The following is a 12,395-nucleotide window of genomic DNA, read 5'->3' as shown; positions in this document are numbered from 1 at the left end:
GAGACATGATAACAAAAGAACAGATTGAAGAGTTAGGATTTGTTTATAAACAAAAACTAATTACTAATCACATTGATTTCATAAATACTGAAATTAAAACATTGTTAACTTTATCGTTAGACGGTACAGTTGATATTACTTGTGAAAATTATAAGAGAAGTTGGAGTAATATTAATTCAATCGATGAATTGATTAAAATTATTGGAGATATTAATAAATTAGTTTCTGAATAAGACTTTTATAAATATTCAATACTCTTCCTAAATCTACTTCTTTTCAAACGAATATCTGAAAGCCAACTTTAAAAAGTCAATAACTGTATAAATGCGAGTAATACGTCCCAAAATACTAGGAACTTTAAAAGTCCAAATCATGATGGCAGGAAATTTTGCAGTCCTAAACGACATTAAAAATGCACCCAACAAGTTAATCATTCCGTGTGATAGTCAAGAACACGGCTTGTCTATTATTGAGAAACTTAAAAGATGTAAAGTAGGAGAGGAATTTTATACTTCCAGTTTGTAATTCTACTTTTTTATTAAAACTTAAAACAAACATTAAGCAAGATTCTAGGTTCGGTTCATGCTTTTTCCGACATTTTGCAATATTACTTTCAAACATTTTTATCCCTTTCAAACGTCATTTTTTTTGTTCAAAATGGCCTTTTTTTGGTTGTTCGGTAAACCTTTCTATCTGGTATTCTTTGGGTCTTCTTCGCAAAAAGGGTACAGTTATCGAACAACACCCGAACAACACCCGAAAAATAAGGAGTTTTCACTTGTAGAAAATTTTCTAATTATATTATGGTGGATTTTTAGTTAAATTTCATTTACTAATACAAGATAAAATACTCGAAACAGGTTGTTAAGGTTATATACCTTAAAAAGGAATTCCAGGACATAGTAAGCAGAAATAAATCTGCTTAAATGAGGAAATCCGTAAAAATTCGTATTAAATTTTTACTAAATTTGACTAATACTTTTTAATCAAATGATAAACAAGGCAATACGGCGTATTATTTTCGTAGCTTCCATTCTTTATGGAGGTTCCTGTTTGTCCCAGATTTTACCCGCTCCACCTGTGCCAGCACCCCTTGCTGTCCCTGTTGTTGTAAACGAGCAGATTGTAGATAGGAAGACTGTTCTGGAACAGGCTTCTCCATCTGTTCTTCAATCGGAACAAAAGAGACAACATTTACAGAATACAAGCCTGATGAATGAGGTAGAGAGGGACATCCATCGGCAAATGCAAATAATGCGGGAGGTTGCAAAAGATGTTCAGGCATTGGAATCAAAAAGGGAAGTTATATACAGCCTGCCCTCACGAGCTGTGGCAGGTGCCGAATTTTACCATTCTGCCTTTAATAAAATCATCTTGGATACCGTCTTCTCCATCAAGGAAAATAATTTTCTGGTGGAGAATGCCTTTTTTGGCAACAAGATGGACAAGGCCGAATTTGACAAAGTGATAAAGCAAAGCGCAGATTTCCTAATCGCCAAAATGAAAGAGCTTAATTACAGTCTTACCGATAATTCGGCAAAGAATTTCATGCTCTTTCAATTCTTTTCTGAAACCCTGCAACTTAAATCTTCCAAGCAGGAACACCTACCATTCAAATATGATTTTGAAGATTATATGGGGTTTGAGAGCCATTCGAAGCTATTCGTATCGAAGCTGATGGAGACAGGTTCGGGTCAATGTCATTCCTTGCCAATGCTTTACCTGATATTGGCTGAGGAAATAGGTGCCGAAGCCTATCTTGCCCTATCACCCAATCATTCCTATATCCGTTTTCCTGACCAAAAGGGGAAATGGTATAATGTGGAACTAACCAACGGAATGTTTTCTACAGAATCCTATATCCTGCAATCTGGGTATATCAAGTCGGAAGCATTGCAGAATAAAATCTATATGCAGAACCTTTCAAGAAAGGAGCTTCTCGCACAGCACCTTACGGATTTGGCGGGCGGTTATATCTTTAAATTCGGCTATGACGAATTTGTGCAGGCTGTCATTGATAAGGCACTTGCCCTTTACCCCAACAGTATCACGGCGAACATGTTAAAGGCTAATATTGCCAGTGCAAGATTTGAGTATGTGATGAAGCAGTTGGGCATTAATCCCAAAGACCCGAATGACCTGCAAAATATAAGGCATTTCCCTAAAGCAATCGAATTGCTTGACAGCGTCAACCAGCAATTCGACCTGGTTGACAATCTTGGCTATGAACACATGCCGGAATATGCCTATCAAAAATGGTTGCAGGCGATGGCAGGGGAAAAGCAAAAACAGGATAACGAGAATATTTCAAAACAATTAAAAGGCATATTGGCAAAGCCGCCTAAAACTCTCAAAGATTGATGAAGCGATTAATAGTACTATTTATATATTTTATTTATACCTTTTCGGTATTCGCACAAAGCCAAGATAAGCTCTATCAAGAGAGCTTTGAAACGCTTCAAGGCATGCTGAGTAATGAAAGAAAATATAGCTTCAAGACCGCGGTGTTTTCTGTAGAGAACGCCTATCTCAATGGTGGGCTGGACATGGCCTATCTATCTAAAGAAATTGCATTGCTTACGAATATGTGCCGATCGCTCATTGAAAACAGGTTCTTAGCTTATGTCGAAAATGACAAGAAAGATGTCAACAAATGGGCATCTGCCTATCAGGTCATGTGCGACAGCATCCCGATTATTATTGAAGACAAGCAATATAAGTATGTACCATTCGGTTATGACTTCAAGGATGTGTTTGGGAACGACTCGTTAGAGAACATGTTTGTATCAAAACTGCTCCATACCCGAAAAGGCAATTGCCATTCCTTGCCCTACCTGTATAAAATTCTATGTGAGGAGCAGGGAACAACGGCACATCTGGCATTAGCCCCGAACCACATATATATCAAGCATCAGAATAAAAGGAACGGTTGGTATAATACTGAACTAACCAGTGGCATTTTTCCCAATGATGCATGGCTCATGGCATCGGGGTTTGTGCATATCGATGCCATTAAGAACGGGGTCTATATGAAGGCTTTAAATACTAACGAAACGATTGCACTGGTGATGATGGATTTGGCGAATGCCTATCAGAGAACATATCCTGAGAATGACGGTACATTTCTTCTGAAATGTGCAGATACAGCCATAAAAGCCTATCCCAATTTTGCAACAGCCCTAATTTTAAAAGCGGAGCTAAACAAGAAAAGGATTGAGCAGGAAACCGATATGGAGAAAGCCAAAGTCGCTTTCAAACAGCTAGAAAAGGTGTATGCCCATATCCATGAAATCGGTTACCGCTTTATGCCCGAAGAAATGTATATAAATTGGCTTGTCTCATTAAAAACGGAAAGAGATAAGTATGAAAATAAAAAATTGAGTACCTTTAACAAGCAATAAAACAAGACTATGAGGAAATTTTATTTTTCAGTTCTGTTTCTTTTTTTGGCAGGAAGTGCCTTTGCACAGGAAGAATTGTCAAAAGAAGAAAAGGCACGCCGAGAAAAGAATATTGAGGCTGGAAACCCATTCAAGCAATTTGGGTATAAGGCCAAGGTTGCGACCTTAAGCAAAGGGAAATACCTCGAGGTGCATGACCTTGACAGTATTGTCATTATCGGCTCTGTGCGGTTTCATGTGGACAGGAAAGAAATAGTGGGTTTAGTTGAGCGTGATAGTAGCTATGGAATGTATACAAGACCGATTGTGGATATCCCGAGCAGGTGGCTTTCGCCTGACCCGTTGAGTGAAGAATACAGGCGATGGTCTCCCTACACTTTTGCAGTAGATAACCCTGTATTTTTCACTGATCCTGACGGTATGAGAGTAATTCCGGGGACAGATGGTAAAGCGGTTACCTATACAAGGAAAAGTGATGGTACATTGGCTTGGAGTGCTAACGCTTCTGCCGATACTCAACGCATAGGAAACGGTCTTGCCAGAACTGCAACAGGGATGCAACAGCTAGATAAGGCAAGGGATGCAACACACAATGTCTCTTTCAAAGTTGATAGCGAAACTGTCAGTACTAAATTTGGAGCAACCACAAAGGATTTATCCGTTGACAAGGATGGTAATGTAAAAATTAAGTCCGCTGAAGTAGTCATTTTTGAGAAGCAATTTGAAACATTTAAAGAGATGATAGATGCAGGGTATGAATTTAAAGATCCTCAGGCACAAGAATTAGCAAAAATTTCCGATGATAAAGAAGGTATGATTTCTGCAACAAGCGGTCATGAAATTGACCATGCCACAGATCCTGTGAACGCACAGCAGTCGTATGAAAACAAGACGAAAGGGACTAATCATGATACTGAAAAAAAAGCAGAAGCTACAGAAAGCAAAATTATACAGGAACTAATAGATGCTAAACCGAAATGAGAAAAACAATATTACTACTATTCTTGATTTCTTCATTCATGCTAACTGCTCAGCAGTTTGACAAAAAGTTGAATGGATTTAGATCACAAATTGTCCGGTCTCTTAAAGAATATAATGAAATACCCAAGAACGAAGTTGATAGTTTGCAGTTTAAGTATTTGTATTCAAGGAAGCTAGCTACTGTCAATTCTAAAATTGTCTATTATGAGTTTGGCAGAATGACTGACCACGGATATAAATTTTTAGCGATATGTAATGATGGCAAACTAACAATTTTTCCTTCGACAGATTTCGATGCTGAATTTTTTAAAATTATTTCGCCTTTAGAAAATGTGAATATCAGGAAAATCGATTTTTTTGAGTTATTCAAAACAATAAAAGGTATCTATGATTATAATGCTAATCCGCCATGGGATAGGTTTAAATAAGATACGAGACAAAGGGATCATAAAAATATAGGCTACTTATATTTAAGCATAAATAATATGAATGACGAAGATTTTGTAAGGAATGAACGTGATTATACTTCATTAGACCCACTTAGAAGAAATGAAGCAATTGCTCAATCATTTTATCAGTAAAAAATGAAGTCATTGCAAGTAATTACAGCGTCCGATTTTTTTAAATCAACTAAAATAAAATTTTGAAAGCAATTCACAAAAAAAAGTACAAAAGATTGCGTAATTCAAATGAGGTGGGAATTACCTGCGAACAATAATAATAATACATTTGTTTTGGAAATCGAAAACCTAAAGAAGAACTCTCGGAACAATCTGGTGTTTCCGTTAGTGTTTAGCATTAAAAGACTTTGAGTTTCTAAGCCACCCCGACCTTCGGCCACCCCTCCAGAGGAGGGGAATGTTTGCGACGAAAAGGAAGAACTTTTGGTTTTCACCACCTCCTCAACTCATAAGCTCCTTTCCAAAAATCATATTCCAATAGGCTGGCGGTTACAAAGGCTTCGGTCATTGCTTGCCTAGTTTGTTCAGTAGTGTTGGCGGCAACGGTGTCGCAAATCGTGATGGCCTGCTTTACGGCAATTCCGAATTCTTCTCCCGCATAGGTATTGATCCATTCCTGATAGGGATTGTCTTGGGTATTCTGGTTGTGCAGGATATGGTCGCCCACGGCCTTGTAGATCCAGAAGCAGGGGAGTACGGCTGCCATCCCGATTTCTACGGCATCCAACGAGGCGGTACTCTTTAGAAAATGAACGTAATGGTGGCAGGCAGGTTCGAGCTTGGCCTTACCTTGGATGCCAAAATCCTTGAAATACGATTCGTGCAGGATGCTTTCGACCACGAGGGCATTTTCTGCAAAACGCATAAAGGCCAAGGCATCTTCTATATGGGTAGCTCTGGCACCGAGCAAGGCCAAAGCCCTACCGAAATGTTCAAGGTAGCCAGAATCCTGTGTGATATAGAACTCAAAGCGTTTCGGGTCGAGCGTGCCGCCCATTAGTTCACTGATGAAGGGCATTCCGATGATCTTCCTGTAGATTGGGGCAATGGTTTGCCAGGTTTGTTCAGACCAAGTCATTCTTGATGAGTTTTTGAGGGTTAAAAAAGTGGTTCAACGGACCGTTTCCTTTGCCAATCAGCACGTCTTTTCCGTGGTAGATGGCTTGGTGCACATAGTCTTGTCCGAGTTTGATGGCGTCTGCGAGGTTTTTGCCTTGAGCGATATACCCAGCAATGGCAGAAGAAAGCGTGCATCCCGAACCGTGGGTGTTGTTGGTTTCGAATTTCTCATATTCAAAAGCCGTTACGGTTCCCTCTTGTAGGAAATAAAGCGAGGTAATCAACTTGCCATCTAGGTGTCCGCCTTTTAGCAAAACCGCCTTACAGCCTAGTTGAAGTATCTTGGCTCCGGCGATGTGCATATCGGTCAGGGTTTTTATTTCCATATTGGCTAGTATGGCGGCTTCGTCCATATTCGGTGTGATGAGTGCCGCTATGGGAAATAGTGTTTCGATGATGGCGTTGATGGTGCAGTCTTCGATGAGCTTGTGTCCGCTGGTGGCGACCATCACAGGATCGAAAACGATAGGTACTTGTGGGTATTGTTTGAGGGTGTTGGCAATGGTTGTGACGAGTTCGGCAGTGTGTACCATTCCGATCTTGATGGCATCGGGAACAATATCGTCCATGATGGCTTCGATCTGTTCCTGTACGGCACTGTAGGGAATGGGGTAGATGGTACGGACACCCTGGGTATTCTGGACGGGCAAGGCCGTGAGTACCGAGGTAGCAAAACAGCCAAGGGCAGAAATGGTCTTGATATCGGCTTGAAGTCCCGCTCCGCCACTGCCGTCGAATCCCGCTATGGCCAATACGGAAGGGTAGGTGTATTTTTTCATTGGATCTGTAAGGATTTTAGAATTGTGTTTTTGAGTTCATAGGCCGCCTTTTCAGGATTGGGTGCCGAGCAGATGGCGGAGACTACCGCCACACAATCGGCACCAGCTTTTATAACGGCTTCGGCATTGTTGCCATTCATGTTGCCAATGGCGATAAGGGGTTTGGTGGTCAGGCTTCGAATTGCTGTTATTCCGTCGAGCCCCCATTCTCTGATGGTGTCTTTTTTAGTCGCTGTATTAAAAACAGGACTGATGCCCAAGCAATCTGCCGTATGGGTTTCCTTGTTTCGCAATTGCTCGATGAATTCAATGGAGTAGCCCAAGCTTTGACAGCCTTTCCATACGCTTCGAATTTCTGTAGGCGTCATGTCATTGTTACCAACATGGATACCAAAGGCATTGACGCTCATGGCAGTTTCTAGGCTGTCGTTGATGATGAGTGGAATGTTGTACTTGTCGGTTATTTCCTTTAAGCGAATTGCCTTTGCAATATATTGTTCAGTGCTTAGGTTTTTCTCCCTTAATTGAATGATATCAACACCACCCTTGATGGCCTGTTCGGCTACTTGGAGGTAGTGGCTGTTTTTGCAGTCGGCTTCTGAAATAACGAGGTACAATTGGTAAGGAAATTCGGAATTAGGCATGCTTGATTTTTAGAGTGTTTGTAAATTCATCTTCGGTGATCGCGTGCAACGTGTCCAATAGATTCACTTGTAGGTTTCCGGGACCTTTGCTGTGCTTTGCCGCCAATTCGCCACTGATGCTGAACAAGGCCATTGCTGCTGCAACCGCTTCGGTAGTATTTTCAACCGTTGCAATAAAAGCTCCAATCACGGCACTTGCTGAACAACCTAATCCGGTTACTTTTGTCATGAGGGCATTGCCATTGCTGAGGTAAACGGTCTGTTCTTGGCTGACGATGATATCTGTTGCTCCAGAAATACAGACTACTGCACCGTATTTACTGTTTATAAAACGGGCAGCATCAAGAGCTTCGTTGCTTTGGGCAGTGCTGTCAACGCCTTTTGTAGTGGTGCTGTTTGCTTTTGCCAATGCTAGTATTTCTGATGCATTGCCTCTGACTACCGTTGGCTTGCACTCCAATAGTTGTGATAGTACGGTATTTCGGTAGGAAGTAGCTCCCGCACCAACGGGGTCCAACAGCCAAGGTTTTTGGAGTTCGTTGACTCTTTTGGCAGCCAATAACATTGAAGTAACGAAATATTCATCGAGTGTACCAATGTTGATGACCAACGACTGGCAGATGCCTACCATTTCTTCTACTTCTGAATGGGCATGTGCCATGATGGGTGATGCTCCTACAGCCAGCAAAGCATTGGCGGTATTGTTCATTACCACAAAATTGGTGATATTATGTACGAGAGGTGATGCTTGCCGAACGGCTTGAATGTGTTTCCAAAGTTGTTTGTCCATTTTGATATAATTGGGGTTATACGGTAATGGCTAAAGAAGATTCTTTGGAATATAAAAGATAGACGGAACACGAAGGTGCCTGCCTGCTTTTCCCTACGACGGTGTTAACCGTATCAGGTTCAAAGGGACTGTCTCAATTCTTTTCAGAATACCCCTAAAGCCACTACAAATATAGTATTGTTTGGAGTATTAGTGGTTTGGTTTTGGGATTTTAACAGTGGGAAATGTTTGTTGGAAGATTTGAAAGTAAGCAAACATTCCATGTATTTCTCCCTTTTAAAACTATTTGCAGATCCAACAAACCTTTCTATATTTGAGCCAAAAATATAGGGTCGAGGATGACCTTGTACATAACTTTTATCTTGTTTATGAAGCACTACTACTTTTCGGCATTGGCCTTGATGGCGGCTACCTTTTCTTTTGCACAATGTCCTCCGGCAGGACTAACGATTACTAACCAATCCCAACTGGACGCCTTTCTTGTGGAGTATCCCAATTGTACGGAAATCAATGGTGATGTGATTATAGACGAAGTAAGCATCAACAACCTGAACGGTTTGGCGAATATTGTTTCCATCACGGGAGCTTTGGAAATTAGGGAAGTTCCCGCACTTGCCAACCTGAACGGTCTTCAAAACCTGCAAACTGTAGGAACCGATTTGATTCTGAGGGAAGTGGGCGGACTTTCAAGTCTTGCAGCGTTATCGTCGCTGGCTTCTGTAGGTGGTGAATTTACGGTAAGGAGCTGTCCGGACTTGCTTGATCTTGACGGTGTGGAAAACCTTGCAACCGTTGGCCTTGGCCTTATCATCCGCGATTGTGAATCGCTGACGAGCATAGAAGGGCTTTCGGGTGTGACTTTTGTCGGTGAAATACTGGAAGTGGTTGAAAATCCTGTACTAACCAGCCTGTCTGGACTTGAAAATGTGACCACTGTTGTTGGGGGAGACGAAGGAGCCCTTGTGATAGAAGGCAACAGCCAGCTCACGAGCCTTGAGGGTTTGGGGAATGCCTCGACGGTGATGACGGGCGGTGTGACCATTGCGGTAAACGGCCTCTTGGCTTTTTGTGCGGTTCCGTCCATTTGCAATTATCTACAAAATCCGCCAGCCGGAGCCTTGGTTACCATCAATACGAATCTTTTGGGGTGCAACTCACAGGTAGAGGTAGAGGCGGCCTGTGCGGTTTTGGATACGGATTATTTTGTTACGGAAAACGTACCTTTCCGACTGATGCAGAACCCTGTTGGGAATGCGTTGCAACTGCACAGTACCGAAGATAACGGAACGGTTGTGGTGTATGATGCTTTAGGTCGTCAAATTAGCCACTATAGCTTGCAGAAAGGAAACAATAGCTTTGGCTTGGAAGCCTCCTCCGGACTGTTGATTGTGGTGGTGGAAAGTGGTGAGCATAAGGAAATCTTTAAGGTCTTGAAGCACTAGTTTCGGTATTTTTTAGCGTATAACTTTTGCAGCCAAGTGATTTGAAGTTGTAAATTGAAAGCACTATATTTACTTTTCATTTTGCAAAACACTTAAAGGACATGAAAAGCATTTGGACCGCCTGTTATGAAGGAAACGAAATCAGGATTGAAAACACTTGGTTTAACGGCGAACGCCTCTATGTTAACGGCGACTTGCAAGACGAGCGGTATTCTGTAATTTCATCACGCCTCACGGGACATCTTGTGAACCAAAATAAGGAAAGCAAAATGATTAAAGTAACGCTTGGAGGTGCCTTCAAGGTGAATTGTATCCTTTTTATAGACGATAAAAAAATTGAAGTGGTGCAGGAAAAATAATCTATTGCTATATGTCACCACTAAAAAACCTTCGCGAACACCGCCACCTCACCCAAGAAGAACTCTCGGAACAATCCGGTGTTTCGGTTAGGACTATCCAGCGAATTGAGTCGGGGAAGGCTCCAAAGGGCTATACCCTTCGGGTTTTGGCGAAAGCCTTGAATGTTGCAGAACAGGAATTGCTTGATACGGTTGCTCCAGAGGAACCCCAAGAGCAGGAAGTTCCTTTTAGTAATACCTCATCAACTAATGAGCTCGATTATGGGAAGGTGAAAATCATGAATCTTTCTGCTTTGCCCTTTTTGATCGTGCCACTTTTCAATATCTTGGTGCCATTATTGCTCATGCACGTCTTTAAAATCAAGCATCCCATTACGAAGCAAATTGTTTCGCTGCAAATCCTCTGGACGATCTTGACTCCAATTGTGTTTATGCTGTTTATCTTTTTAAAGTTGGGTAGGGAATTTACCTTAGTACTGATGATCGTACTGGTGCTGTCGAATGTGTTTGTAATAGTGCGAAATGCTGTTGCCATCGACCGACACAAGGCATTGTATTTCCGTCTGAATTTCAGCATGATATAAAGGGTGTCAGTGATTTGTCGGGTTTTTGTCGGGTTGTTTTTTTGGAGTATTGGAGGAGGATCTTGACTTTTGCGGTATCCTTTTTGACTGTCCAAAACACAAACGTATGAAATTCCAAAACGCACTTCTCGGTTGCTTCTTTCTCTTCTTTTTTACGATCAACGGCAATGCCCAACTCGCTCCAGAGTCACCACTCTACAAGACCATCATGGCAAAGGACAGCCTGCTTTTTCAAATAGGGTTCAACACTTGCAATGTTGTCCAGTTTGAAAGCTTGCTGAGTGATTCATTTGAATTCTTCCACGACAGGGACGGTATTGCTGACAAGAAAAAGTTTATGTCGGATTTTAGAAAAGGCTTGTGCAATCCCGCCAACACTTTTCAGGCCCGAAGGGAATTAGTACCGGAAAGTACCGCCATCTATGCCCTTTATCAAAAAGGAACGCTGTATGGAGCGGTTCAGGAAGGTTGGCATCAGTTCTATGAAAAGCAACCGGATCAAGCGGAACGTTTTGGAAGTTCGGCGAAGTTCACACACGTTTGGCTGTTGGAAAACGGCGAATGGAAACTTGCGAGATCCTTGAGTTTTGAGCATCAAATCAAACAGTTCTCTGTTACAAAATCGCCTATGTTGGGAGATGATGATGCTGTGAAAATTTGGCTTAAAGCCCATAAAGTACCCCTGTTAGGAATCGGGGTGATTGAGAAAGGGGTATTAAAGGAAATCAAGACGTATGGCGAGATTGCGGAAGGTATTCCAGCTTCCCCGAACACGATTTTTAATGTAGCTTCACTCACCAAGCCTGTTACGGCAATGGTGGCATTGAAACTTGTGAGTTTGGGCAAATGGAAGTTGGACGACCCGCTTTATCCCTATTGGACCGATCCCGAAATAGCCAAAGACCCTCGCCACAAGAAAATCACCACGCGACTTGTTTTGAGCCACCAAACGGGTTTCCCTAATTGGCGTTGGATGTCCGAGGACAAGAAGCTGGCCTTTCAGTTTGATCCAGGGACTGATTATCAGTATTCGGGTGAAGGTTATGAATACCTTCGGAAGGCATTGGAACGTAAATTTAAAAAGTCGTTGCAGGAATTGGCCAAAGAACTGCTTTTTGAACCGCTAGAAATGAAAGACACCCGATATATATGGGACAAAAAAATAGACACCACCCGACTTGCCATTGGCTTTGACCAAAACAAAAAGCCTTATCCTATCGTAAAAAACAAAACGCCAAGCGGAGCCGATGATCTGATGACGACAATTGCGGATTATGGAAAGTTCCTTATTGCGGTAATGAACGGCGACGGACTTTCGGCTGCCGTTTTTAAAGAAATGAGTACACCCCAAGTTGAAAGTACAAACGGCAAGCATTTCGGTTTGGGTTTTGAACGTTATGATTTTGAAGATGGCGATTATGCCCTGTCACATGGTGGTGCGGATCATGGCGTGAGGACCTTGGTGTTTATTTTCCCGAAAACAGGACAAGGCCTTTTGATTTTTACCAATTCGGATGAGGGAGGAGCTGTCTATGAGAAAGTGGTACTACATTATTTAGGCGAAAAAGGAAAGCAAATTGTGGAGATTGAGACACGATAGTGGGGATGGGGGTTGCTTAAAAGAGAGGATGCCCATTAGCATTTGGTATAATCCACCCCGACCTCAACGTCATTAAGTTAAGCTGTTTTTTTGTCATTCCGAAGAATAAGGAATCTCATAAAGTAGCTCTGCAAGCTTGGATTTAGATTATGTGATTCCTTATTCTTCGGAATGACAAAATGGAATTCTTATATTCTTAACTTAAAGCGATTGATTCCGACCTTCGGCTACCTCC

14 protein-coding genes and 1 riboswitch are annotated in these 12,395 nt (G+C 41.8%); of the genes, 10 read left to right on the top strand and 4 right to left on the bottom strand.

The window, feature by feature from the left end:
• Window positions 1-5: 5 nt before the first annotated feature.
• From G508_RS0109325 to G508_RS0109300, 6 genes are all read left to right on the top strand, one after another.
• Window positions 6-233 carry a hypothetical protein gene (locus tag G508_RS0109325; protein ID WP_026705065.1) on the top strand — a complete coding sequence of 76 codons (228 nt, stop codon included), beginning with the start codon at window positions 6-8 and terminating at the stop codon, window positions 231-233.
• Between the two features lie 91 nt (window positions 234-324).
• Window positions 325-525 (top strand): hypothetical protein, encoded by a 201-nt coding sequence (locus G508_RS0109320; RefSeq protein WP_026705064.1) that lies wholly within the window; start codon window positions 325-327, stop codon window positions 523-525.
• Between the two features lie 555 nt (window positions 526-1,080).
• A complete protein-coding gene (locus G508_RS0109315) occupies window positions 1,081-2,361 on the top strand; it encodes a hypothetical protein (protein ID WP_157485933.1) in 1,281 nt (426 codons plus the stop codon).
• On the top strand, window positions 2,361-3,401 hold the full coding sequence (locus tag G508_RS0109310) for a hypothetical protein (protein ID WP_026705062.1): 1,041 nt from the start codon (window positions 2,361-2,363) through the stop codon (window positions 3,399-3,401). The genes G508_RS0109315 and G508_RS0109310 overlap by 1 nt, the downstream gene beginning before the upstream one ends.
• A gap of 189 nt (window positions 3,402-3,590) precedes the next feature.
• Window positions 3,591-4,382, top strand: coding sequence for an RHS repeat-associated core domain-containing protein (locus G508_RS19525; RefSeq protein ID WP_157485932.1), 792 nt, complete (start codon window positions 3,591-3,593; stop codon window positions 4,380-4,382).
• Window positions 4,379-4,810: a hypothetical protein gene (locus G508_RS0109300; RefSeq protein ID WP_157485931.1), complete on the top strand. Its 432-nt coding sequence runs from the start codon at window positions 4,379-4,381 to the stop codon at window positions 4,808-4,810. Before G508_RS19525 ends, G508_RS0109300 begins: the two co-directional genes overlap by 4 nt.
• A gap of 463 nt (window positions 4,811-5,273) precedes the next feature.
• On the opposite strand, the gene tenA is transcribed toward G508_RS0109300, so the two are convergent.
• The 4 genes from tenA to thiM are packed head-to-tail and all read right to left on the bottom strand — an operon-like array spanning window position 5,274 to window position 8,175.
• On the bottom strand, window positions 5,274-5,921 hold the full coding sequence (gene tenA, locus G508_RS0109295; protein ID WP_026705059.1) for a thiaminase II: 648 nt from the start codon (window positions 5,919-5,921) through the stop codon (window positions 5,274-5,276).
• On the bottom strand, window positions 5,908-6,741 hold the full coding sequence (gene thiD / locus G508_RS0109290) for a bifunctional hydroxymethylpyrimidine kinase/phosphomethylpyrimidine kinase (RefSeq protein ID WP_026705058.1): 834 nt from the start codon (window positions 6,739-6,741) through the stop codon (window positions 5,908-5,910). Before thiD ends, tenA begins: the two co-directional genes overlap by 14 nt.
• Window positions 6,738-7,385, bottom strand: coding sequence for a thiamine phosphate synthase (gene thiE, locus G508_RS0109285; RefSeq protein ID WP_026705057.1), 648 nt, complete (start codon window positions 7,383-7,385; stop codon window positions 6,738-6,740). The genes thiD and thiE overlap by 4 nt, the downstream gene beginning before the upstream one ends.
• The gene (thiM, locus tag G508_RS0109280; RefSeq protein ID WP_211223386.1) at window positions 7,378-8,175 is read right to left on the bottom strand and encodes a hydroxyethylthiazole kinase; all 798 of its coding nucleotides are present in this window, start codon (window positions 8,173-8,175) and stop codon (window positions 7,378-7,380) included. The genes thiE and thiM overlap by 8 nt, the downstream gene beginning before the upstream one ends.
• Before the next feature lie 73 nt (window positions 8,176-8,248).
• Window positions 8,249-8,341, bottom strand: a riboswitch (TPP riboswitch).
• A 172-nt stretch (window positions 8,342-8,513) separates the two neighbouring features.
• Here thiM and G508_RS0109270 point away from each other — a divergent pair.
• From G508_RS0109270 to G508_RS0109255, 4 genes are all read left to right on the top strand, one after another.
• Window positions 8,514-9,617 carry a T9SS type A sorting domain-containing protein gene (locus tag G508_RS0109270; RefSeq protein WP_026705055.1) on the top strand — a complete coding sequence of 368 codons (1,104 nt, stop codon included), beginning with the start codon at window positions 8,514-8,516 and terminating at the stop codon, window positions 9,615-9,617.
• Between the two features lie 101 nt (window positions 9,618-9,718).
• A complete protein-coding gene (locus G508_RS0109265) occupies window positions 9,719-9,976 on the top strand; it encodes a hypothetical protein (protein ID WP_026705054.1) in 258 nt (85 codons plus the stop codon).
• Between the two features lie 11 nt (window positions 9,977-9,987).
• The gene (locus G508_RS0109260) at window positions 9,988-10,560 is read left to right on the top strand and encodes a helix-turn-helix domain-containing protein (protein ID WP_026705053.1); all 573 of its coding nucleotides are present in this window, start codon (window positions 9,988-9,990) and stop codon (window positions 10,558-10,560) included.
• A 106-nt stretch (window positions 10,561-10,666) separates the two neighbouring features.
• A complete protein-coding gene (locus G508_RS0109255; protein WP_026705052.1) occupies window positions 10,667-12,160 on the top strand; it encodes a serine hydrolase in 1,494 nt (497 codons plus the stop codon).
• Window positions 12,161-12,395: the final 235 nt, after the last annotated feature.

The sequence above is a fragment of the Flavobacterium soli DSM 19725 genome (genome assembly GCF_000422705.1).
GTDB classification, from domain to species: Bacteria; Bacteroidota; Bacteroidia; order Flavobacteriales; family Flavobacteriaceae; genus Flavobacterium; species Flavobacterium soli.
This window is presented reverse-complemented; position numbering and strand designations above follow the sequence as displayed.

Excerpts from the sequence above, each read along its gene's own strand:
- G508_RS0109325 (WP_026705065.1), top strand. The coding sequence starts at position 6 with ATGATAACAAAAGAACAGATTGAAGAGTTAGGATTTGTTTATAAACAA.
- G508_RS0109320 (WP_026705064.1), top strand. The coding sequence starts at position 325 with ATGCGAGTAATACGTCCCAAAATACTAGGAACTTTAAAAGTCCAAATC.
- G508_RS0109310 (WP_026705062.1), top strand. The coding sequence starts at position 2,361 with ATGAAGCGATTAATAGTACTATTTATATATTTTATTTATACCTTTTCG.
- G508_RS0109300 (WP_157485931.1), top strand. The coding sequence starts at position 4,379 with ATGAGAAAAACAATATTACTACTATTCTTGATTTCTTCATTCATGCTA.
- tenA (WP_026705059.1), bottom strand. The coding sequence starts at position 5,921 with ATGACTTGGTCTGAACAAACCTGGCAAACCATTGCCCCAATCTACAGG.
- thiD (WP_026705058.1), bottom strand. The coding sequence starts at position 6,741 with ATGAAAAAATACACCTACCCTTCCGTATTGGCCATAGCGGGATTCGAC.
- thiE (WP_026705057.1), bottom strand. The coding sequence starts at position 7,385 with ATGCCTAATTCCGAATTTCCTTACCAATTGTACCTCGTTATTTCAGAA.
- thiM (WP_211223386.1), bottom strand. The coding sequence starts at position 8,175 with ATGGACAAACAACTTTGGAAACACATTCAAGCCGTTCGGCAAGCATCA.
- G508_RS0109270 (WP_026705055.1), top strand. The coding sequence starts at position 8,514 with ATGACCTTGTACATAACTTTTATCTTGTTTATGAAGCACTACTACTTT.
- G508_RS0109265 (WP_026705054.1), top strand. The coding sequence starts at position 9,719 with ATGAAAAGCATTTGGACCGCCTGTTATGAAGGAAACGAAATCAGGATT.
- G508_RS0109260 (WP_026705053.1), top strand. The coding sequence starts at position 9,988 with ATGTCACCACTAAAAAACCTTCGCGAACACCGCCACCTCACCCAAGAA.
- G508_RS0109255 (WP_026705052.1), top strand. The coding sequence starts at position 10,667 with ATGAAATTCCAAAACGCACTTCTCGGTTGCTTCTTTCTCTTCTTTTTT.